Below are 18,980 nucleotides of genomic sequence, written 5' to 3'. Positions count from 1 at the left end.
CTACTCTTCTAAAAGCTCATCTACAATCTTATTGAAACTGGCATCGAACTGATTGTACAGTTCACCAGTGGCCGGACCATTGAAATAATTGCATGTGTACCGGGCAAAGCCATTTTTATCGATAATCACTAAAGTGGGGAAAGCATTAATCTTATCCAGGAATGGGAAAGCCAATGCCGCATCCCCCTTGTTCTGCCTTCCTCCTAATACCACCTGATAAGGCACCTCCATATCCTGCTGATAATCATTAATTCTGCACGTGCCGTATTCCTTAGAAAAATTCACCTCAAAAGAAACCGCAAGAACCTCAATGCCCCTTTCGTGATTTTCTTTATACCACTCTTTCAAATAGTTGGTTTGATCAAAGCTATTGGGACACCAGGTACCAAATAATTGGATAACAAGCACTTTATCAAAATAGTCATCTTCGCTAACTTTTACAGCAGGGTCTCCAGCAGTTAAAATATCAAAATAAGGCCTTTGACCTTCTTCTACCTTAGCAAATTGATCCGCTAATGCAGCATTGGGGTCTTCAGTGGCTGTCCAGGTTTCTTTATAGTTGGAGTCAAAATAAAAAACACCGCTCCATCCATTCTCATCTTTTGCCCCTACAATCATAAAACCATGGGTGCCATCAAAGGCAGAAATCTTTAATGAATCGCCATGAACCACACCCTCGAAATATCTAAAATCACCTACCCCCGTCAGGAGTGTACCTGTAACTATCCCATTATCTAACAAATTAAAAATACCAACCCCTGGGTATTCTGCTCCATTTTCAGGCTTTAATGTAACAGAGAGCTTCTCTAAGATTTTTATTGTAGGTTGTCCACCCGGATTGAAACGTGGCACACCATAAGTTGCCTTGAAAGGAACACTCTTTTTTCTATAACCCTTACTCCACCAGCCCGTCATTTCATGCTCTTCATATTTGGCCTTTAGCACAGCATCAAAAGGTTTTAAGGGTATGATAATAGAGTCACCCTCGAATTTTACCTTTTTAAGCGCTATCCTCTCATCACCATTAATCAAAGTGACTTCAGGTTTGTCGCCATTATATTTTATCTCGAAAGTAAAAGGCACATCTACCTCTTCATATTCCAACTGGCCCTGCCACTGGCCAGAAGCTGGTTGCTGAGCCGATAAACTGAAGGCTGAAAACAAAACAGCAGTGACGATTGTCAGAATTTGAGTAATTTTCATGGCATCAAAAATAATCAATTATAAGGCCATAAAACAGAAAGTTGAAGGAAGGTTAATCGGCAAAGTTCTGATGCAAAATTTCTTTAATTTCCAATTCCATACGCTGAGCACCATCATCCTTCATACATTTGATGATACCAGCAGCCAGGTTGCAGGAATAATCTTTAGACCACTCCTCATAATGGCTTGTCAGCTGCTGAATTGCTTTAAGTATAAATACAATTTCTTCATTTGACTGTGTAGGGTGAAATGACATTCTTATCCATCCAGGTTTGTTGGTGTTGTCACCATGACTAATCTGATCGGTGATGCTGTGGGAATGCTCCTTATCTATATGAAGTAGGTAATGGCCATAAGTACCTGCACAGGAGCAGCCTCCCCTGGTCTGAATGCCAAATCTGTCGTTCAACATTTTAACTCCCAAATTATGATGAAGTCCGTCAATGTAGAAAGATATTACAGGCAGTCTTTTTTTAATACTTCCAGCCAGAACATGCAGATTAGGAATATCATCTAAATGGCTCCAAACCATTTCAACTATCTCCGCTTCCCTTGTGCTAATATTTTCAACGCCCATAGTTTCTTTCAGCTGAATACTCATGGCTGCTCTTATCGTCTGTAAAAATGGTGGTGTTCCACCATCCTCACGTATTTCAATATTATCAGAATACTTATGCTCGCCCCATGGGTTGGTCCAGTCTACTGTTCCGCCACCTGGGTTATCAGGAACATTATTCTGATATAGACATTTGTTAAATACTAAAATGCCACTTGATCCCGGTCCGCCTAAAAATTTATGTGGTGAGAAATAAATGGCATCTAAATATCTGCCAGTCTTATCATCATCATGCATATTGATATCAACATAAGGGCCAGAGCAAGCAAAATCAACAAAACATAAGGCTCCCATGCGATGAGCGATTGCAGCAATATCCATATAAGGAGTAATGATTCCTGTTACATTGGAGCAAGCGGTAATAGCCACAATTTTCCGCTTTCTGTCCTGATGCTTATCTAACGCTTTCTCAAAATTATCAACAGACACAAGGCCATTGGCGTCAGGGGCCACAATTTCCACATCAGCAATAGTTTCCAGCCAGCTGGTATGATTAGAGTGGTGCTCCATATGACTAATAAAAATTATAGGTCTTTCATTCTCAGTCAAAGTATTGAGAAAGGATTCATGTACCCTAAGCCCAAGTATTCGCTGCAGCTTGTTAACCGCACCAGTCATACCCGATCCAGCACTTATAAGAACATCATTACCGGAAGCACCAACATGCGCCTTTATGATATTTCTGGCTTCATTATAGGCATAAGTCATGGCCTGTCCAGTAGAGGTGGTCTCCGTATGGGTATTGCCAATTAAAGGGTAAATTTCACTTTGTAGTGTGTCTTCTATTGGCTGATACAGCCTTCCGCTGGCAGTCCAATCGGCATAAACAATTTTAATAGCTTCATGATAGGGCGTGCTGATTTTATGATTTATGCCTATTATATTTTTACGAAATTTTGCGAAATACTCCTCCACAATTTTTTTTAATAATTTACTAAGATTTGACCCTTATTCAAAGGTTCCTTATTCAAAAAATATCAGGAACCACATGATTAGCACTTGCCATTGATCCTCCTGCTTTATGCATCATTTCAACATCCTTTCCTTACCAAACCATTGGTACGTTTAGCCCCGGGCCAATATTTTTTATTGAGATCATATTCATAGTATTCCAACACCTCCTGGCTTTCTACAAATTCAATCTGACCACCATAATAGGTGCTTAACTCAATCACCTGATTAACCATTGTCTTATGCTCTTCAGGGATATTAATTGGCAACTCCGGATATAGCAACTTCTCATACCAATCGTGCACCCCGCCATATAAAACCATGGTGTTTGGCCCCAGACTTTCATGCCGCTTTTCCCATAGCCTCTTGGCCAGATAATCGTCACCAGAATAAAATATCACCTTCGATTCAAAGTCCATTGCTAAAGCTGAATCATAAGGAATATTTTCCGCTGAAGGCAAATGAAACTCTTCATAAGCCTCGGCATCTCTGAGATCTATCAAGAGAAACTCTTCCCTATTTTTGATGGCATTTGCTAGCGTGACCACCGAAATAAAAGGTCGTCTTTCATTTTCATTTTTTAGTCCTTCTGGCGCAACGAATGAAGCTACCATAGCCGATGCAGCAAGAACAAAAGCCAGACCCGCTAACCTCTTGTTTAATGAAAGGCCGCTTAACTTATTCACCTTCATTTGATGCATTTAAAGCTTCAAACTTCTCCGACAACCAAAAACCTCCCAAAGCAACCATTACCAAAATAAAAACCATTAATCCAGCAGGTAACTCAAAGTATTGTACCATGGTGGTTTGACCAAGTGGTGTTGAATTATAAAAAGTCTCTAGGTAAGGGTACAACTCACCAAAAAGGAGAATACCCAACAACAGACCAACCACATTTACGATACCGTCAATACTTCCAGTAGCTGAAGCCACACATGAGGTACCCGGACAATAGCCTCCCACAATAAAACCAATGCCAAACACCAGCCCGCCTATGATCTGTGGCATCACATATGTTGGCGTGAGATAGACCAGATCCAAATTCAACAAGCCAAACCAGGACAGCCAATAAACCCCAATCATAGCAGTAATAATGGCGGTAAACATCATTTTAAAGACTGTAAGATCGCTACCATAAAACTGTGCTGCCAGCTTCCTGGCACTGCCTAAACCAGCACGCTCAAGGAAAAAACCAAAGGCCAGGCCTATTATCAAAGCAATCAACAGGCTGGCCTCTTCTCCTATCCAGCCATTTTCATAAAAGGGTCCATTCATATCCAAAGCCTCCTAACAAACCAGGCCATGCCATAGGCTCCGGCAAAAAGTGATATCATAAATAACCAGCTACCGACATTCATTAAAGCACCACCCGTAAGGGCCTGACCACTGGTACAACCCCGCGCCAGCTTGGTACCAAAGGCCATTATTATGCCTCCTACAAATGAGAATAAAAACCTGCCATTTCTGGAAATCGACTTTCCTTTCTCCACCTTCAATTTGGTTCTGTGAGCAAAAACACCTGACAGAAAGCCTCCTATCAATACTCCCAACACCTCAAATACCAGCCAGTCTTTGAGTGGGCTGACCGTACCATCACCCAAATAACCAGCATAGAATGCGTTGGCACTGGCATGCGTTTCAGACACCGCATTCACCCCAACAGAAACCACAGAGGTCATGGCACCTGAAGCACCAATGCCCCTGCCCATTACCACAAAAGTGGTAAGCAGCACCAGCCCCAAGCCTATCCCGCACAAGTACGGATTCCAGTAAGGCTGAGGCTGTTTTTGTGAACCTTTTGTCATCAGTTAGTCTCCAGTTCTATGGGTAAAGAAGCATCAGGTCCCCACTCATAAAATGAGCCGTCATAAACCTTAATATCCTTGTATCCGAGCATCTTTGCAGCTGTGTACACCACAGTAAGCTGCATCCCTATGTGGCAATAAAGTAGTAGCTGTTTGGAAGGATCTAAATTTTGCGCCTTAAAAATCTCCTCTATCTCCTGCAAAGACTTAAACTTATAGGCACCATGATCCACAAGTTTGGTTAAGCTGGTATAGGGAATTGACCTGGCGCCAGGAATATGACCTTTCCTACTCCTTCCGCCATTTCCTGCATCTATACCTTCATAATAAACTGTGGCTCTGCCATCCACTATATTGACATTGTTGTTATTGAGATGCGATAAGACATAAGCCCTATCTGCCAATATTTCCTTTCTCGTTTTTGGGGTAAAACTGCCTTTCTTCACGGCCTTAACCTCATCAGTCACCTTGCCACCTTCAGCTTTCCAATACTGAATGCCACCATCAAGCAAGTAGGTATTATCAGCATACCCCAGATAATCGAGTGTAAAGTATACCCTGGTGGTCATTGAAACCCAATTGTCGCTGGTGTAGATCACCACCTTATCACCATCATCTAAGCCTTTGCTTTCAAACATGGCTTTAAGCTCTGCTACAGTCTTTAAATCAAAATCATGAGTATCATCATTAAAAGTATATTCTTCCCAGTCGAGCATAAGTGCTCCCGGGATATGCTCCTTCTCATAACTTTCTTCTTTGCCAATTGCCAGTATGACAATATCATCATCATTAATACGCTCCTTGAGCCAGTCTGGTGTAACCAGCACATTTGGATTTTGTGCAAAGCCCATTTGAGTAATGAGCATCAATAAAATAAGTGTGTATGTATTTTTCATTGCTTAGAGTTTTAGTGCATTCTACGACAATGATTCTAGAAGGTGAGTTAAGCAAGAGTTAAACCATCACAACCAAAAGTTAAAAAAGTTAAGAGAAAGTTAAATGGCGCTTTAAAATGCTTTCTGTAATGTTAATTGGTTAATTTGGCCTTAATGAAATGGTCGCGTTATACCATAATTTCACTCTTTGTAGTGGTACTCCTATCACTGGTGGCTTTGCTATTTATTCAATATAATATTCTGAAAAAGGACATTGAAAGAACACAGCGAACCATGGAGTTTTCTATGGCCAATATATTGTCAGACCTGTATGATGACATGATGTTCAACACCGAGCTGGCCTACCTTGTGGGCAGCTATGAGGGTACCGAAAATTTCAACTTTAGCAATTCAGATGAGCTGAGGCACCCTCTTCAGAAACTGCTGCAAACAGAATTGCAAAGGGTAATTTCACTTAATTACCCATCACTAGACTACAGGGTTGATGGCTTTCTTTCTAATGAATATGGGTGTTTAATCCATAATAACCATCGCTCCTATCGGCCAAAGGCTGAGGCTGAAGCGGTACTGGGTGCTGAAAACCACCTGTGCTTCTGCATGATACTGGAGAATACGCTTGACATATCGATGACCTATACCAATAAAGAAGCCACCGTGCTCAGTGAAGCAGGGCCGATTCTTATCGTGACCTTTATCCTCATCATTTTTGTGTTAAGTGCCTTTGCTTATATGATTTACACCATCAGAAAACAGAAGAAACTCTCTGACCTCAAGCGTGATTTTATTAACAACCTAACTCACGAGTTTAAAACGCCTATTTTCTCCATTTCACTTGCGGCCAAGTCTATGAAGATGAGCCCGGAGTTTAATCCCAGTGAAAAGATGAACTCCTACCTTTCGCTGATCAGCAATGAAAGCAAAAGGCTTCAAACGCAGGTAGACAAGATCTTGCAGATGGCACTGATAGATTCTGGCAACATGACCCTTGAAAAGAAAAAAGTTGACCTGCATGCTTCGATACAAAAAGTGCTGGAGGGATTTAACATCATCATAGAAGAAAAGAAAGGCAGCATTACCCTTAACCTGAAAGCGACCAAACATAGCATTCTGGCTGATGAAACCCACATCATCAATATTATTTACAACCTGATAGACAACGCCCAAAAGTATACCGAGAAGCCTCCAAAAATTGAGGTGTCTACTGAAAATTCTAACGAAGGCATTATTCTAAGTATAAAAGATAATGGTGTAGGCATTAAAAAAGAGGTACAGCGCTTTGTTTTTGATAGGTTTTACAGGGTGCAGAAAGATAATGCGCCTCAAAAGAAGGGCTTTGGCCTCGGTTTGAGTTATGTTAAAAGTATAGTAGAAGCGCACCAGGGAGTGATTAACCTGCAGAGTGAGTTTGAACAAGGCAGTGAATTCAAAATATTTTTACCCGCACAATGAACAAGATACTACTGGTAGAAGATGATCAAAGTTTGGGATATATCCTTAAAGAATACCTTCAGATGAACGACTATGAGGTAGCATGGCAGCAGGATGGTGAAGCCGGTCTAAATGCTTTCAAAGCTTCGCAGTTTGATATCTGCATTTTAGATGTGATGATTCCCAAAATAGACGGGTTTGAGCTGGCCAGCGAGATTAAGAAAATTAACAAGACTGTGCCTGTTGTTTTTCTTACCGCCAAGTCATTGAAAATTGATAAGCTAAAAGGTTTTAAAACCGGGTGCGATGATTACATCACCAAGCCGGTAGATGAAGAAGAGCTGATAGCCAGAATAGGTGCGATATTGCGAAGAAGCAATCCGGAGCCACTTGCTGTGAGTGATAATTATAAAATAGGCACTTACACCTTCTGCACCAGCAAGCAGCAGCTGAAAAGAAATGATAACATAGCGCAGCTTACAGAAAAGGAAAGTAAAATATTGACCATGCTGTGTGCAGAAAAAGGCCAGCTGGTAGAGCGCGACAGGATTTTAAAGGCCCTGTGGGGCGAAAACGATTACTTCAAACGCAGAAGCATGGATGTGTTTATCTACAAGCTCCGCAAGCACCTGAGTGACGACCCATCGATAAAAATCAGTAATATCCATAGTAAGGGATTTATTCTGGAAGACTAACTCTAAAACAGGCGTCATTTCGATCCGCCAGTTGGCGGAGAGAAATCCCCTTATTGTAACAACATTTCCCTTAGCGACTAGGAGACTTCTCATTCCGCTATGCTACATTTCGAAGTAACGATTTTTTTTGTTTTTAATTCTGCAATGACGTTGTTGGAACCCTATCTTTACCCCTTCAAATCCTTAAAACCAATGAGCAATTATTCTATTATTTGGAAACATTTAAGCAAAGACTCAGAAATAGGAGCACGCCTCAAAGCCAAAAATGACTTCAGCCTTCCCTATTTCGTAGATGGCCATGACAAGGAGCTTTTTGAAAACCAAAAACCGGTAGACCTCCACGCCATTCATTTGCTCAAAGGCCTGTTGGTGGGCTATTTTGACAAACCCCCTGCTGTGGATACCGCTTTCGCGCAGCAGATGACAAAAACCATAATTGAAGAGCATCTGGAAACTTTTGGTGCCGCCACAGTTGAAGATTTTATCCTTGATTTATCCTATCATCTGCGAGATAACAATGGCCAGGAGGCCAGCCTGCAAGCACTGATGGCCGGAACAGAAGTGCTGTCCAACAGCAGCACAATTAAATACGACTGCTGCCTCGATTTGCTCAACTGTCTTGATGATAATGTATTAGAAGAGCGACTGGCTGGCATACAAAAGCTACATCAACTTTTAGCCGAAATAAAAACCACTGAGCTCCACCCTGACTTGTTAGATGATTTGAAGGTGATGAAAAGTGAGGCACAAACACTTCGGGGATAGTGCACAAACTTAACTTTCAGTCCTTTCCAGCAAAAAGTCTTCTTTGATAAGTTCCTTTAAATTGATTGATGGAAGGTAAAAATCTTTAAAGTCTGTAGACTTCAATTTTTCATATAAAACCCCGCGGGTGATGCCAATAGTGAGCATCATTAAATGAGTAATAAAATCCTTTGGAAGACTTAACCTTTCCTTTTCAACAAACAATTGTTGGAATGATTTCTCTTCCAATTGAAAATTACAAGAGATTTCAAGAATGATAAACGCATTACCTTCACAGGTAAATTTTGCTTCAAATCCAGTATTTACTGTTCTCAGTTTGTCATCAGCTCCAACTTTGAATTCTGGAAATAACTTAATTTCACAGTCCTCTCTAAAGGAGTCGCTGATGACTGCAAATTGAATAGTGTCAATTTTTATAAGATCAAAGCTTATTGGTTTAATTTTAGCCATCAATTAAACATTATCAGGTGTTAAATCAGCAATTTCTTGGTTAAATTCTGACGGAGCCATTTCGCTAATGAACTGCCCTTCTCCATAGAAGGTCTTCTCAATATATTTCATCTTCTCCATTTTCACGACTTCTTCATCACTCATCAAAATTACTATCAGTTGAATACCTAGCGCATCTTCTATTTTTGTAATAGTCTCAAGATTTAGCTTCTCTCCGCCCCTAACAATCTTATTTACCATTTGGCGCTCAACTTTCATTTCTCTAGCCAATTTAGCCTGACTCCACCCTCGACTATCAAGTTCTTCTAAAATGCGCAGGGCAATGGCGGATGACTTCTTCAGCCATCCTTTATTTTCATTTCTAAACCTGACTTTATCCTTCCATCCACCCTCAGGTGCTGGCTTAGCTATCTGTCTTAATTTTTCCTCTACCTTAGTCATTGCTGTATATCTATGTATCCAATTTGCCCTTCTTCGCCCCTTTCGGCCAAATATTCACTTACTTTTTGAAGTTTGTCTAACTCAAACTTAGTATGCTTTCTATCCTTCATTCTCTGTGTGAGCTTTATGGTTCCTCCTGTAAAAACGTATGATTCTCCATATCGTACAGCATATAATCTAATCCAGCCTGGGTTATCACTATATGCCTTAAGTTGCTGAAAATCATAGGAGGAATCTTCTGCTTCGTTATTGTCTAATGGTTTGAATAACTCATTTAAACTTGTTTCTGAATCATTATCTGCTAACTCTAAAAGTACATTAAAAAGCCTGTCGGCTTCATCAATTGTTTGCAGTACTACCTTGTTAAGGTTTTGCTTGCCGTAGAACTTTTCAAAGTCTGGTTTAAATTGCTTGAAGAATTCACGCAATTCCGCTGTGTCCGTAAGTTTATCATATGCGATTGTAAGCGAATCTCTCTCATCAAAATCATATTGAACAGTATAAAGATTTGAATTTTCTTCAACAAATATATCTATTATACGCATAATGTCAACCTATAGGTTTACAAATGTAAGAAAATAGACAAGAATCAACCATTATCTCACCCCTCCATCGGCCAATCTTTATACTGGCCTTCGGCTTGTTCTATTACTTCCTGAAGTAGTTTATCAAGTGCTGAGAAAGGCACCTTACCACGTAATTCTTTTTTTACTGCTAACCGAATAGCCGCTCTTGCATCTTCTTTCTTTGTCCAGTCGAGTTGGAGGTTTTTCTTTACTGATTCTACTACCTGATGTACTAAATCCTGAATGGGGCCTGCCTCATTTAGAATAGCTTTATTGGAAGCCAACAAATCATAGAAGGCCAATTCATCTTCTGTTAAACCAAGTTCTTTGGTTCGCTTATCGTCATTTTTAAACTCTGTCGCTATGTCCAGTAAATGTTTAATAGCAGCGATGGAATCCAGACTGTTTTTATGGTACTTACCCAGCACCTTATCTAGCTCTTCCTTTAAACTAGACATGCGTTTGATGTTTTTAGGCATTCGTACTTTCAGCTCATCGTTAATGATTCGTTTCAGAATTTCAATCTTAATATTCTCTCCGCCCTTCTCTTTTACCATGGCCTGAAATGAATCATCTATGATAGAGATATCAATCTTATCCAAATCATACATTTCTGCCAGGTCCACTATCTTATGAGAAGCTATTGACTTACTGATTAAATCTTTGATGCGAGCGTTCTTTGCTCGCTGAGCACCAGGAGGAAATTTGATTTTGCGAATGACAGATCTGATTTTTTGGATCATGCCCACTTCTTCCTGTATTGGCCAAATTCGTTTATCGGAATTGGTCATGGCTACCAGCTCAGTGAGTTTCTTTTCTTCCATGAGAAACTTATCCGTCACAGCATTAGACTTTAATAATTCATTAACCAGATTATTAGACCAATTGAGTCTTTCTACTGCTGAAAGCTCATTGAAGGTTTCCATATCAAAACCACCCATTAGTGACTTTACCACCTCAAATTGATCCAGACATAACTCAACGGCCAGATCAATATCCAGTGTGGGCTTTCCATTGCCACCGCTGCCCGTATATTTCTTAGTGGCTTCAGCCAGGAACCCTGATATGCCAATAAAATCTACCACCAGGCCATTGGGCTTGTCTTTAAAAACCCTGTTCACTCTGGCGATGGCCTGCATCAGGTTATGGCCTTTCATTATCTTATCGACATACATAGTATGGGCACAAGGTGCATCGAAACCAGTCAACCACATGTCTCGAACAATCACAATTTTAAGTGGGTCTTCTGGCGTACGGAATCGCTTTTTGATAGCCTCCATACTGTCTTTGGTTCGGATGTGTGGATTCCATTCTTTGGGGTCTTTGGCAATATTTCCCGTCATGATCACAGCAACTTCTGGGCAATCATCCAAAGCAGTGATGGAATCATACATTTTAACACAGTTTCTACGACTCATACAAACAATCATGGCCTTACCTTCTAAAGAAGCCACACGAGCTTTGAAATGGGTTAAAATATCATTGGCAACACGTTTAACGCGATCCTCTGCCCCAGCAGCATCTTCTATGGCTGCCCACACAGCACTGGTGCTTTCATCAGCACCTTCCTCCACCTCTTCCAATGCCTTTGTGTACTCTGCTTTAATATTGAGCGGCACCATTTTAGGTTCGTAATAGATAGGCACTGTAGCACCATCTTCTACGGCTTGTTTGATATCATAGGTGTGGATGGTTTCTCCAAATACCAATTCGGTATCTGCACCTTTGCCATCTACAGGAGTGCCTGTAAAACCAATGAAGGAAGCATTAGGTAATGCCACCCGAATATTCTGTGCAAAGCCACCATCTTTAAAACCGTATTGGGTTCGATGGGCTTCATCAGCCATCACAATAACATTGTACCGCTCAGAAAGTACGGGATGGGCAATCTCCTTGCCTTCATCAATATCTTTTAATCTAAACTTTTCAATGGTGGTAAAAATGACACCTCCGCCATCTGTACTTAGTAAGGCTCGTAACTCATCGGTAGTTTCTGCATGCTGCACATCACCCACTAAATCTTTAGCCAGCACAAAATTTTCATACAACTGCTGATCTAAATCTGCACGATCTACCTGTATGACTATAGTCGGGTTCTTTAACTCAGGCTGTGACCTTAGAATGCCTGTGAGTATGGCCATGGAAATACTCTTACCCGAACCTTGCGTATGCCAAATAACACCTAAACGACCATCACCTTTGGGTTTAACATTGGCCAAAGCATTGTTCACCGCTTTGTTAATGCCAAAGAACTGATGGTACTTAGCCCCTTTCTTAATGATTTTACCATTATGATCTTCATGAAAAATGAAGTTCTTCAGATAATTGAGCAAAGTGACTTTAGGAAACAAGCCATTAAGCAAAAGCTCCAGCTGCAATTCATCCTTATTCTCAACATCATCTCCTAGTAAGCTCTTCCAGGGGGCAAACCACTCCATTGATGAGTTGTACATGCCGTGTAACGCCTCCCTGCCATCCGAAACGATGGTGATGGCATTGTAATCAAACAACTGAGGAATATCTTGGATGTAATGACCAATTTGGCGATGGGCATTATCCACCCCAGCCTCAGGATCAAACATGTTTTTGAACTCAAAAACCAACACAGGCAGGCCGTTGATGTAAATGACTAAATCTGGTCTTCGGGTATTTTTGCCAATGATGGTGACTTCATCTGCGCAGAGAAATTGGTTACTCAATGGCTGCTCATAATTGATGGGGTACATGTGCCTTGCCTGCTCCTTGCCTTGGGCATCTTTCCAGGAGATGGACACCCCTTGCGTCATTTTGCGGTGAAAATCACGGTTGCGATGGTCTAAATCCATGCCCTCATGCTGTGTGAAGGCTGCCATGGCTTCATTGATGGCGGTAGCCGGAACATCCGGATAAGTAGTTTGTAAGAAACTTCGGAGGCTATCCTCCAATACCACCTTTTTAAGATCTCGAGGCAGGTTGTTGCCCAACTGATAAGTATAACCCAGCTGATCTAACCACTCGATGGCTGCCTTTTGCACCGTTATTTCCTTCATGTCTGTCATAACACTTCGGCAACGGTTTGTTCAGCCTCTTTTACACGTACTTCTCCGCTGATGAGTTTGGGTAATAGGGTATCTCGGAGGTTGGTGAGGGTTTGGTTTTCAATTGTGTTGTGTCGTATTTGGGTGAACCAATGCTCCACTTGTTCAGTAAACAAATCAAAAACAGTTTTCGGAGGCTTGGCGATTTCAAATGATAAAAATGGACCATTTTGAACTCTTTGACGCCCTGAAGTTCCAACCATTGTTGAAATAGAAAACTTTCGGAAATTGTAATCACGAGAAAGGCAATAAGTCCAATATTTTGAAACTCCATGTTTTGCCCTCATCACTAAAAACTCAGTTGAACCAAATGCAATTTCATTATCGAATAGAAAATCAACGAATGCAGTTTTTCCATTCTCAAGACAAGGGGTAATTCTAGCAAATAAAGTATCTCCATTTTGAAATTTCATGCCACCATTAAACACCTTCCTATCAATAATAGATACAGACATTGCATTAGTTGGTAATGCTTTCATTTCAACAAATGATGCTTCTGTTCCTTTTGGCAAACTTAGTCTTGGATTTAAATCTATAAAATCCTCCAATCTCTTCACTTCCCATCCTTCTGGGATTAAACCTAATTCAGAATCTATAAACTTGCCGTCTTTAAATGGCCCAAAATCTACAAACCAATGTTTGTACAAGGTCATGGCCATTTCCTCCAGGGTTTTGTTCATTTGGAGGTTGAGTTCTATTTTGTCGTCTAAGGAAGAGAAAATGGAGGCGATGGCGCGTTGTTCGGGGAGGGATTCTGGAATGATAATTTTAAGACTTCCAATCATTCCAAAAGTTATTGCAGGCATTGTAGAAGAGGCTTGAGATGCATTGAAATATTCTCTTACACTATTTGATGATAAATAGTAATAGAGAAAATTTTTGTTTAGTACAGTCTTATCCGAAACAACCTTAAACATATTATTTGCAATGGCACCTTTAAAACCTTTAGCTATTTTGCCAGCAGTTTGTGAGCCATACCTGATCATAACCAAATCATCTTCTTCAACTAGGTACCTATCTCCTGGGTTGGATATATATCGAATTTCCGATGAGTCTCCTTTTGAAAAATCAACAATTCGAATAAATCGAACACTATTACTAAATGGCTCTCTTTTTTGATCATCCACTGAAACTTGAATCCCTTGCGAAAATTGAGCTATATCTCCAAGATTATATGTTTTCCAATTGTTGGGCATTATCATCTTAAAATTTTAATGCCTCCTAATCCATTTTCACAATCAGGACATTTATTTGTTAATCTTACGTCAAGAGGATTCGATTCATAAAGTTTACCGCATTCGGTACATGATCTGTGGCCTGCAAATACTGTAACAAGAGACTTATTGCGGCATTCTTCACATTGATTAGTAAAGTCTACACTATATGGGGAGGAAGAATAGTATTTGTTACATGTCACACATTTCTTATCATCTACCAAATTCACAAAACCATGATTTGCTACTGCATTAGCCAGATTTAATTCCCCTGAAATATAATTAGGTTGATCTTCAACATTAATATACGACACAAATCCAGTAGCTCCTTTTTCTATAAAGTCAGAAATTACTTGTTTTGATAACGCTTGCTTTTCGTCATCCGATATTTCTATTTCTTCCAATGATCCAATAGCCTTTTCAAGATTTTTGGATATCAAACCATGAAGTTTGACTATTTCATCATATTCTCCTTTTGATATAGGTTTGTTATGGGCAATCATATTTCTAAGCTTATAAAGCTTATTCCATTTTGTTTCTAATGCTTCATCTTTTATAATCTCAGAAAAATATCTATCCCAATTTGATTTAGGAACAAATTCCTTGATCTCCTCCAAATTGAGTTGATCTACTGATTCAGTTGCCTCTAATATTTTTTCTAAATCCTCATTAGAAATAGTCGCATATGGTTTAAATATATAAATACTCAAGTGTATAAAATCTGCTTCAAACAATGCATTCATTAAGTAATCTCGAATATTATTCTTATCAGCCTTTTTTTTAATTTCTTCTATTACATTGTGTGGGGTTGCACGCTCCAACCAATTTGTTCCAATATTCGTGAGCATAAATTTTGTGATAAGCTTCCTCATTTTATTTTCTACATTATGAATCAAAGGATAAGCTTTTGAAGAGTAATAATTTGTTATGTCATCCCAAAGTAATGATTGCTTAAAATCGGCTTTACTTAATACCTTAATAATTGCTCTTCTAACCTCATTTATCTCATCTATTCCTTTTTGTACTTTATTATCTGCCTGAGACTCTAATTTTCTAGTAATTGTTAAATTAAAATATCTTTCCTTTTTAGTCTCTTCAGTCTCAACAACAGAGGTATGTAACTTATACTGAAACTCCTTCCGCTTATATGTAAGCGTTTTGTTATTTATTGAGATATTAATATCAGACTTTAACAAATTATTAAATCCTTTTACCGATTTACATATATCGTCTTCCTTTTTGATAAAAATATATTCAATGCATAATGCTTCCATCTTATATATTGGCTAGGTTAATCTTAATGTCATTTTTTAACCGATCCCCCTCCTCAAACTGCTCTATTAATTGCGACTTCAATCGCTCCATTTTTTCTTCAAAAGGTTCATCATCTGCTGCAGCTTCTTCTGTACCTACATAAATGCCCGGGGTAAGTTTGTAGTCTTGTTTTTGTACTTCTTCAAGCGTAGCGGATTTGGAGAAGCCAGGCACATCCTTATACACCAATACGTTCCCCTCCTCAGAAAGGAGGGGTGCCTGCAAGGCGGGGTGGTTCACATACCACCCAAACTCTGCCTTTACCTGCTCCAGCAGTGCCTCAGGATGCTCAAACACCTCCTTGTTCTCAAATCTCAATACTTTTATTCCCAAATGATTTATAAATAAATCACGTTCACGATCATATTCAGCTTGTGCTGCCTCAAAATGTCCCTGACCATCCAGTTCGATAGCTAGCTTTTCTGAAGGACAATAGAAATCAAGTATGTAATTAGCTACACTATGTTGTCTTCTAAATTTTCGCCCTTCCAGTTTCTTGCCACTCAGTAATGTCCAAAGTGTAGCTTCTGCAGGTGTGGAGTTGTTCCGTAGTTCCTTGCGGAAGGTTTTTAGGTGGGGGAGGTTGTTAAATACCATCTGGCCCTGCGGGTACTTGTGGTTATGAACCACCTCCCCCTGCGGGTACTCCTCCTTAAAAGGAGGTAAAGAACCACCTGCCCCTTGGGAAGCAAAAGAATCACCTCCCCCTACGGGTACAGGAGGTTTATTGACCACCTCCCCTTCGGGTACTCCTCCTTAAAAGGAGGAGGGTTATTTGTGGTGCGCCAGGCGTGGTAGGTGTCTCCTATTTTCTTGATGTCATCATCAGAAAATACGCGTAATTTCCGGCTGGCCATGGTGCCCATTTTGGAGGCATCGATGAATAGTATTTCATTGGTTCGCTGGCGGTGGATGCCGTCACGCCCATCGCGGTTTTTGCTAAGTATGAATAAGCATGCTGGTATACCTGTAGTGAGAAACAGCTTATCAGGCAATCGCACTATGGCATCTACCATGCTATTGTCTACCATATGCTGTCGGGCACTTTTCTCGCCTTTTGTGTTAGAGGTCATAGCACCATTGGCCATTACAATTCCCGCTGTGCCTGTATCGCTCAAATGGTGCCAAAAGGTTTGCATCCACATGTAGTTGGCGTTACCGTCAGTTGTAAATTCTTCCTTGGGACCAAATAACCTCGGGTCGCCATCAGGTAAATCTTCAGGGTGCCAGTTACTTACATTAAAAGGTGGGTTGGCTATGATGTAATCAGCCTTCAGGTTTGGGAATTTATCATCCAATAAGGAATTGCCTAATTTGATATCAAAAGACAGTTCACGCAGCATTAAGTTCATTAAACAAAGCCTTAACGTCTGAGCAGTCATCTCCTGACCATAAATAGAGATATCGCTTTTATTACCTCCATGCTCTTTTACGAACTTTAAGCTCTGCACAAACATACCTCCGCTACCACAGGCCGGATCAAAGATTCTTCCTTTGTAAGGCTCCAATAATTCAACAAGCAGTCGCACAATACTACCCGGTGTAAAGAATTGTCCAGCACCTGAGCCTTCAGCCATTGCAAAACGGCCAATGTAGTATTCATAGATTCTCCCTAAAATATCACTCTCAGGGTTTTCCTTTTCGGAGAACTTAGGGTGAGAAAGTAAATTGATGATCCCACTAGTCTGCTTGGGAGAAAGCTCACTCTTTACAAAAATTCTGGGCAGTATATTATTAAGCTGAGGGTTGTAGGCAGTTAAAAGTTCCTGAATTACATCAAAAGCATCATCAATGATTACCTTAATGTCATCCTGCTCGGCATTATCCTTTAAGTACTGCCAAGAGGCAGTTTTAGGAATTTTGAATGTATTTCTGGATCGGTATTCGTCCTGATCTTCCAATACATAACCTATCTCTTCTTTATCTGTGGTATAATAGTCAGAACTAGGATCTTGCAATAGAGACTCTAACTCATCATGCACCATTTCATAGCGTTCACTTAAGTGTTTTAAAAACACCAGAGGAAGAATGTAATTCTTATAGTTATTTTCAGAAACTGCACCTCTCAGTTCATTCGCTGCATCCCACAGTTCCTTTTCAAAATCAATATCTGCCTTAGCCATAGATCACTTTAGTATAATAGTGTTAAATATAGACTAATTAGGATTAATAAATCTTGAAAAAGCTTACGGCAGAGCATATGTTGACCCAAAAAGGGTTTTTTGGTCAGTTCTTGTAGGGCATTTTACCTACTCAATTGACGGATTTTACCTATTTGATTCAAGTTGATGATAACACCAACGTGCGAAGAGGGCAATTATATTTATACTTTTCTAACTTTTAAAGAACTGTTCAAAAGATTGAATTAAAATAAAAAAATGACTGGATTTACTGGGTATAATCTCCACCTACTTCTGATACTCAATCTTCTTGATCTTCCAAACAAACTCTGCTGCTGGAGTTTTTACAACGGCTTCGTCACCTGCCCTTTTATCTAACAAAGCTTTAGCAATGGGAGAGTCCATGGAAATGTAGTCTTTATTGCCAATAAGCTCTTCATAACCCACAATGCGCAGGCGCTTCTTCATGCCTTTGTCATTTTCAATTTCCACCCAGGCACCAAAGGCTACCTTCCCCTCGCTCGTCCGAGTGTTATAAAAGGGATGCTAGTTCGAGTCTTTGACTCGGACTTTACATCCTGTAAATCTTGGGGTTTTATGCCAAATTCTCAAGTCTTGCCATGTTTTATATGATAGTATGGTAAAGACAGTTAAGTTTTTGCGCTTTTATAGACCTATAACATATTGGAAAAGAAATATAGACCCGGCTGAGAAACTGGGTTTTTCAGTTATATAGCTTTGGGTCCTATTGGGTTAGTGAAACTATCTATTTGCATATTGTGTTGTGTTTAATATATTTGTACCAATATGGTACACAAATTACAAAATTATGTTGGTTATAAGTAGCAGGGAATTTAGGCAGAATCAGAAGAAATACTTTGAAAAAGTAGATAAAGGGGAACGTGTTATTGTTCAGAGGGCAAAAGACAAAGCATATATTTTGTCTCCTGTCAGTGAAGATGATATGTTTTTAAATGCCGAAATGGTTGATAAAATTAAGCAAAGTATTTTGGAGGTTCAGCAAGGAGAAGTTCAAAGAGTATCTACTCACAAAGAAATCAGTGATTTATTGGGGCTATGAGTTATACGCTGGTTTTTTCTAAAACTGCCCTTGAAGATATTGAAAAACATAAGCAATCAGGAGATAAACCTATCCTCGGGAAAATCCAAAAACTGCTTAATGAATTAATGGAACATCCCTCAACAGGTACAGGCCAGCCAGAAAAATTGAAACATGGTTTGGCGGGCTTATATTCTCGTAGAATTAACAAAAAGCATAGATTAGTTTACTCCATCAACGAACAAATCGTTACGGTATATGTATTGAGTACATGGTCTCATTATGGGGATAAATAATCTTTAAATGCACTGTACTCAGCAAGATGCTAAGACAAGTAAGGTATTAACTCTAGTATTAACGAGTTTGCTCAAGTCTTTGT

19 protein-coding genes and 1 pseudogene are annotated in these 18,980 nt (G+C 39.8%); 5 read left to right on the top strand and 15 right to left on the bottom strand.

Annotated features, from left to right (window positions below; genetic code table 11):
• The 6 genes from RIB54_RS13875 to RIB54_RS13850 all read right to left on the bottom strand — a co-directional run bounded on the left by RIB54_RS13875 (position 1) and on the right by RIB54_RS13850 (position 5,471).
• On the bottom strand, positions 1–1,203 hold the full coding sequence (locus tag RIB54_RS13875) for a TlpA family protein disulfide reductase (RefSeq protein ID WP_350101475.1): 1,203 nt from the start codon (positions 1,201–1,203) through the stop codon (positions 1–3).
• A gap of 52 nt (positions 1,204–1,255) precedes the next feature.
• Positions 1,256–2,734, bottom strand: coding sequence for an aminotransferase class V-fold PLP-dependent enzyme (locus RIB54_RS13870; protein WP_350064409.1), 1,479 nt, complete (start codon positions 2,732–2,734; stop codon positions 1,256–1,258).
• A gap of 116 nt (positions 2,735–2,850) precedes the next feature.
• Positions 2,851–3,462 (bottom strand): rhodanese-like domain-containing protein, encoded by a 612-nt coding sequence (locus tag RIB54_RS13865; RefSeq protein WP_350101474.1) that lies wholly within the window; start codon positions 3,460–3,462, stop codon positions 2,851–2,853.
• Positions 3,449–4,045: a YeeE/YedE thiosulfate transporter family protein gene (locus tag RIB54_RS13860; RefSeq protein ID WP_350101473.1), complete on the bottom strand. Its 597-nt coding sequence runs from the start codon at positions 4,043–4,045 to the stop codon at positions 3,449–3,451. The genes RIB54_RS13865 and RIB54_RS13860 overlap by 14 nt, the downstream gene beginning before the upstream one ends.
• On the bottom strand, positions 4,042–4,575 hold the full coding sequence (locus RIB54_RS13855; RefSeq protein ID WP_350064403.1) for a YeeE/YedE thiosulfate transporter family protein: 534 nt from the start codon (positions 4,573–4,575) through the stop codon (positions 4,042–4,044). Before RIB54_RS13855 ends, RIB54_RS13860 begins: the two co-directional genes overlap by 4 nt.
• The gene (locus RIB54_RS13850) at positions 4,575–5,471 is read right to left on the bottom strand and encodes a sulfurtransferase (protein WP_350101472.1); all 897 of its coding nucleotides are present in this window, start codon (positions 5,469–5,471) and stop codon (positions 4,575–4,577) included. Before RIB54_RS13850 ends, RIB54_RS13855 begins: the two co-directional genes overlap by 1 nt.
• 153 nt (positions 5,472–5,624) lie before the next feature.
• Between RIB54_RS13850 and RIB54_RS13845 the strand changes: the two genes are divergently transcribed.
• The 3 genes from RIB54_RS13845 (at position 5,625) to RIB54_RS13835 (ending at position 8,359) form a co-directional block, all read left to right on the top strand.
• Complete coding sequence (locus RIB54_RS13845; RefSeq protein ID WP_350101471.1) at positions 5,625–6,920, top strand: sensor histidine kinase; 1,296 nt, start codon at positions 5,625–5,627, stop codon at positions 6,918–6,920.
• On the top strand, positions 6,917–7,594 hold the full coding sequence (locus RIB54_RS13840) for a response regulator transcription factor (RefSeq protein ID WP_350101470.1): 678 nt from the start codon (positions 6,917–6,919) through the stop codon (positions 7,592–7,594). Before RIB54_RS13845 ends, RIB54_RS13840 begins: the two co-directional genes overlap by 4 nt.
• Positions 7,595–7,786: 192 nt before the next feature.
• Positions 7,787–8,359: a hypothetical protein gene (locus RIB54_RS13835; RefSeq protein ID WP_350101469.1), complete on the top strand. Its 573-nt coding sequence runs from the start codon at positions 7,787–7,789 to the stop codon at positions 8,357–8,359.
• A gap of 9 nt (positions 8,360–8,368) precedes the next feature.
• On the opposite strand, the gene RIB54_RS13830 is transcribed toward RIB54_RS13835, so the two are convergent.
• The 9 genes and pseudogenes from RIB54_RS13830 to RIB54_RS13790 form a co-directional block, all read right to left on the bottom strand.
• A complete protein-coding gene (locus RIB54_RS13830; protein ID WP_350101468.1) occupies positions 8,369–8,809 on the bottom strand; it encodes a hypothetical protein in 441 nt (146 codons plus the stop codon).
• A gap of 3 nt (positions 8,810–8,812) precedes the next feature.
• The gene (locus RIB54_RS13825) at positions 8,813–9,250 is read right to left on the bottom strand and encodes a helix-turn-helix domain-containing protein (protein WP_350101467.1); all 438 of its coding nucleotides are present in this window, start codon (positions 9,248–9,250) and stop codon (positions 8,813–8,815) included.
• Positions 9,247–9,795, bottom strand: a complete 549-nt coding sequence (locus RIB54_RS13820; protein ID WP_350101466.1) for a hypothetical protein — start codon at positions 9,793–9,795, stop codon at positions 9,247–9,249. Before RIB54_RS13820 ends, RIB54_RS13825 begins: the two co-directional genes overlap by 4 nt.
• Positions 9,796–9,851: 56 nt before the next feature.
• On the bottom strand, positions 9,852–12,854 hold the full coding sequence (locus tag RIB54_RS13815; RefSeq protein ID WP_350101465.1) for a type I restriction endonuclease subunit R: 3,003 nt from the start codon (positions 12,852–12,854) through the stop codon (positions 9,852–9,854).
• Positions 12,851–14,095: a restriction endonuclease subunit S gene (locus RIB54_RS13810; RefSeq protein WP_350101464.1), complete on the bottom strand. Its 1,245-nt coding sequence runs from the start codon at positions 14,093–14,095 to the stop codon at positions 12,851–12,853. The genes RIB54_RS13815 and RIB54_RS13810 overlap by 4 nt, the downstream gene beginning before the upstream one ends.
• The gene (locus tag RIB54_RS13805; RefSeq protein WP_350101463.1) at positions 14,092–15,381 is read right to left on the bottom strand and encodes a hypothetical protein; all 1,290 of its coding nucleotides are present in this window, start codon (positions 15,379–15,381) and stop codon (positions 14,092–14,094) included. The genes RIB54_RS13810 and RIB54_RS13805 overlap by 4 nt, the downstream gene beginning before the upstream one ends.
• A gap of 1 nt (position 15,382) precedes the next feature.
• Positions 15,383–16,156, bottom strand: coding sequence for an endonuclease domain-containing protein (locus tag RIB54_RS13800; RefSeq protein ID WP_350101462.1), 774 nt, complete (start codon positions 16,154–16,156; stop codon positions 15,383–15,385).
• Positions 16,129–17,544, bottom strand: coding sequence for a type I restriction-modification system subunit M (locus RIB54_RS13795; protein WP_350101461.1), 1,416 nt, complete (start codon positions 17,542–17,544; stop codon positions 16,129–16,131). Before RIB54_RS13795 ends, RIB54_RS13800 begins: the two co-directional genes overlap by 28 nt.
• Positions 17,545–17,829: 285 nt before the next feature.
• A pseudogene (locus RIB54_RS13790) lies at positions 17,830–18,051 on the bottom strand (GreA/GreB family elongation factor); the annotation flags it as partial.
• A 319-nt stretch (positions 18,052–18,370) separates the two neighbouring features.
• On the opposite strand from RIB54_RS13790, the gene RIB54_RS13785 reads away from it, so the two are divergent.
• Both RIB54_RS13785 and RIB54_RS13780 read left to right on the top strand, forming a co-directional pair.
• Positions 18,371–18,622: a type II toxin-antitoxin system Phd/YefM family antitoxin gene (locus RIB54_RS13785; protein ID WP_350101460.1), complete on the top strand. Its 252-nt coding sequence runs from the start codon at positions 18,371–18,373 to the stop codon at positions 18,620–18,622.
• The gene (locus RIB54_RS13780) at positions 18,619–18,897 is read left to right on the top strand and encodes a Txe/YoeB family addiction module toxin (protein WP_350101459.1); all 279 of its coding nucleotides are present in this window, start codon (positions 18,619–18,621) and stop codon (positions 18,895–18,897) included. Before RIB54_RS13785 ends, RIB54_RS13780 begins: the two co-directional genes overlap by 4 nt.
• Positions 18,898–18,980 lie beyond the last annotated feature (83 nt).

Origin of the sequence: Fulvivirga sp. (assembly GCF_040218215.1) — a bacterium.
In the GTDB taxonomy this organism is placed as follows: Bacteria; Bacteroidota; Bacteroidia; order Cytophagales; family Cyclobacteriaceae; genus Fulvivirga.
This window is presented reverse-complemented; position numbering and strand designations above follow the sequence as displayed.

Bases quoted from the DNA above. Each gene is read 5' to 3' on its own strand.
- RIB54_RS13875 (WP_350101475.1), bottom strand. From the start codon at position 1,203: ATGAAAATTACTCAAATTCTGACAATCGTCACTGCTGTTTTGTTTTCA.
- RIB54_RS13865 (WP_350101474.1), bottom strand. From the start codon at position 3,462: ATGAAGGTGAATAAGTTAAGCGGCCTTTCATTAAACAAGAGGTTAGCG.
- RIB54_RS13860 (WP_350101473.1), bottom strand. From the start codon at position 4,045: ATGAATGGACCCTTTTATGAAAATGGCTGGATAGGAGAAGAGGCCAGC.
- RIB54_RS13855 (WP_350064403.1), bottom strand. From the start codon at position 4,575: ATGACAAAAGGTTCACAAAAACAGCCTCAGCCTTACTGGAATCCGTAC.
- RIB54_RS13850 (WP_350101472.1), bottom strand. From the start codon at position 5,471: ATGAAAAATACATACACACTTATTTTATTGATGCTCATTACTCAAATG.
- RIB54_RS13845 (WP_350101471.1), top strand. From the start codon at position 5,625: ATGAAATGGTCGCGTTATACCATAATTTCACTCTTTGTAGTGGTACTC.
- RIB54_RS13840 (WP_350101470.1), top strand. From the start codon at position 6,917: ATGAACAAGATACTACTGGTAGAAGATGATCAAAGTTTGGGATATATC.
- RIB54_RS13835 (WP_350101469.1), top strand. From the start codon at position 7,787: ATGAGCAATTATTCTATTATTTGGAAACATTTAAGCAAAGACTCAGAA.
- RIB54_RS13830 (WP_350101468.1), bottom strand. From the start codon at position 8,809: ATGGCTAAAATTAAACCAATAAGCTTTGATCTTATAAAAATTGACACT.
- RIB54_RS13825 (WP_350101467.1), bottom strand. From the start codon at position 9,250: ATGACTAAGGTAGAGGAAAAATTAAGACAGATAGCTAAGCCAGCACCT.
- RIB54_RS13820 (WP_350101466.1), bottom strand. From the start codon at position 9,795: ATGCGTATAATAGATATATTTGTTGAAGAAAATTCAAATCTTTATACT.
- RIB54_RS13815 (WP_350101465.1), bottom strand. From the start codon at position 12,854: ATGACAGACATGAAGGAAATAACGGTGCAAAAGGCAGCCATCGAGTGG.
- RIB54_RS13810 (WP_350101464.1), bottom strand. From the start codon at position 14,095: ATGATAATGCCCAACAATTGGAAAACATATAATCTTGGAGATATAGCT.
- RIB54_RS13805 (WP_350101463.1), bottom strand. From the start codon at position 15,381: ATGGAAGCATTATGCATTGAATATATTTTTATCAAAAAGGAAGACGAT.
- RIB54_RS13795 (WP_350101461.1), bottom strand. From the start codon at position 17,544: ATGGCTAAGGCAGATATTGATTTTGAAAAGGAACTGTGGGATGCAGCG.
- RIB54_RS13785 (WP_350101460.1), top strand. From the start codon at position 18,371: ATGTTGGTTATAAGTAGCAGGGAATTTAGGCAGAATCAGAAGAAATAC.
- RIB54_RS13780 (WP_350101459.1), top strand. From the start codon at position 18,619: ATGAGTTATACGCTGGTTTTTTCTAAAACTGCCCTTGAAGATATTGAA.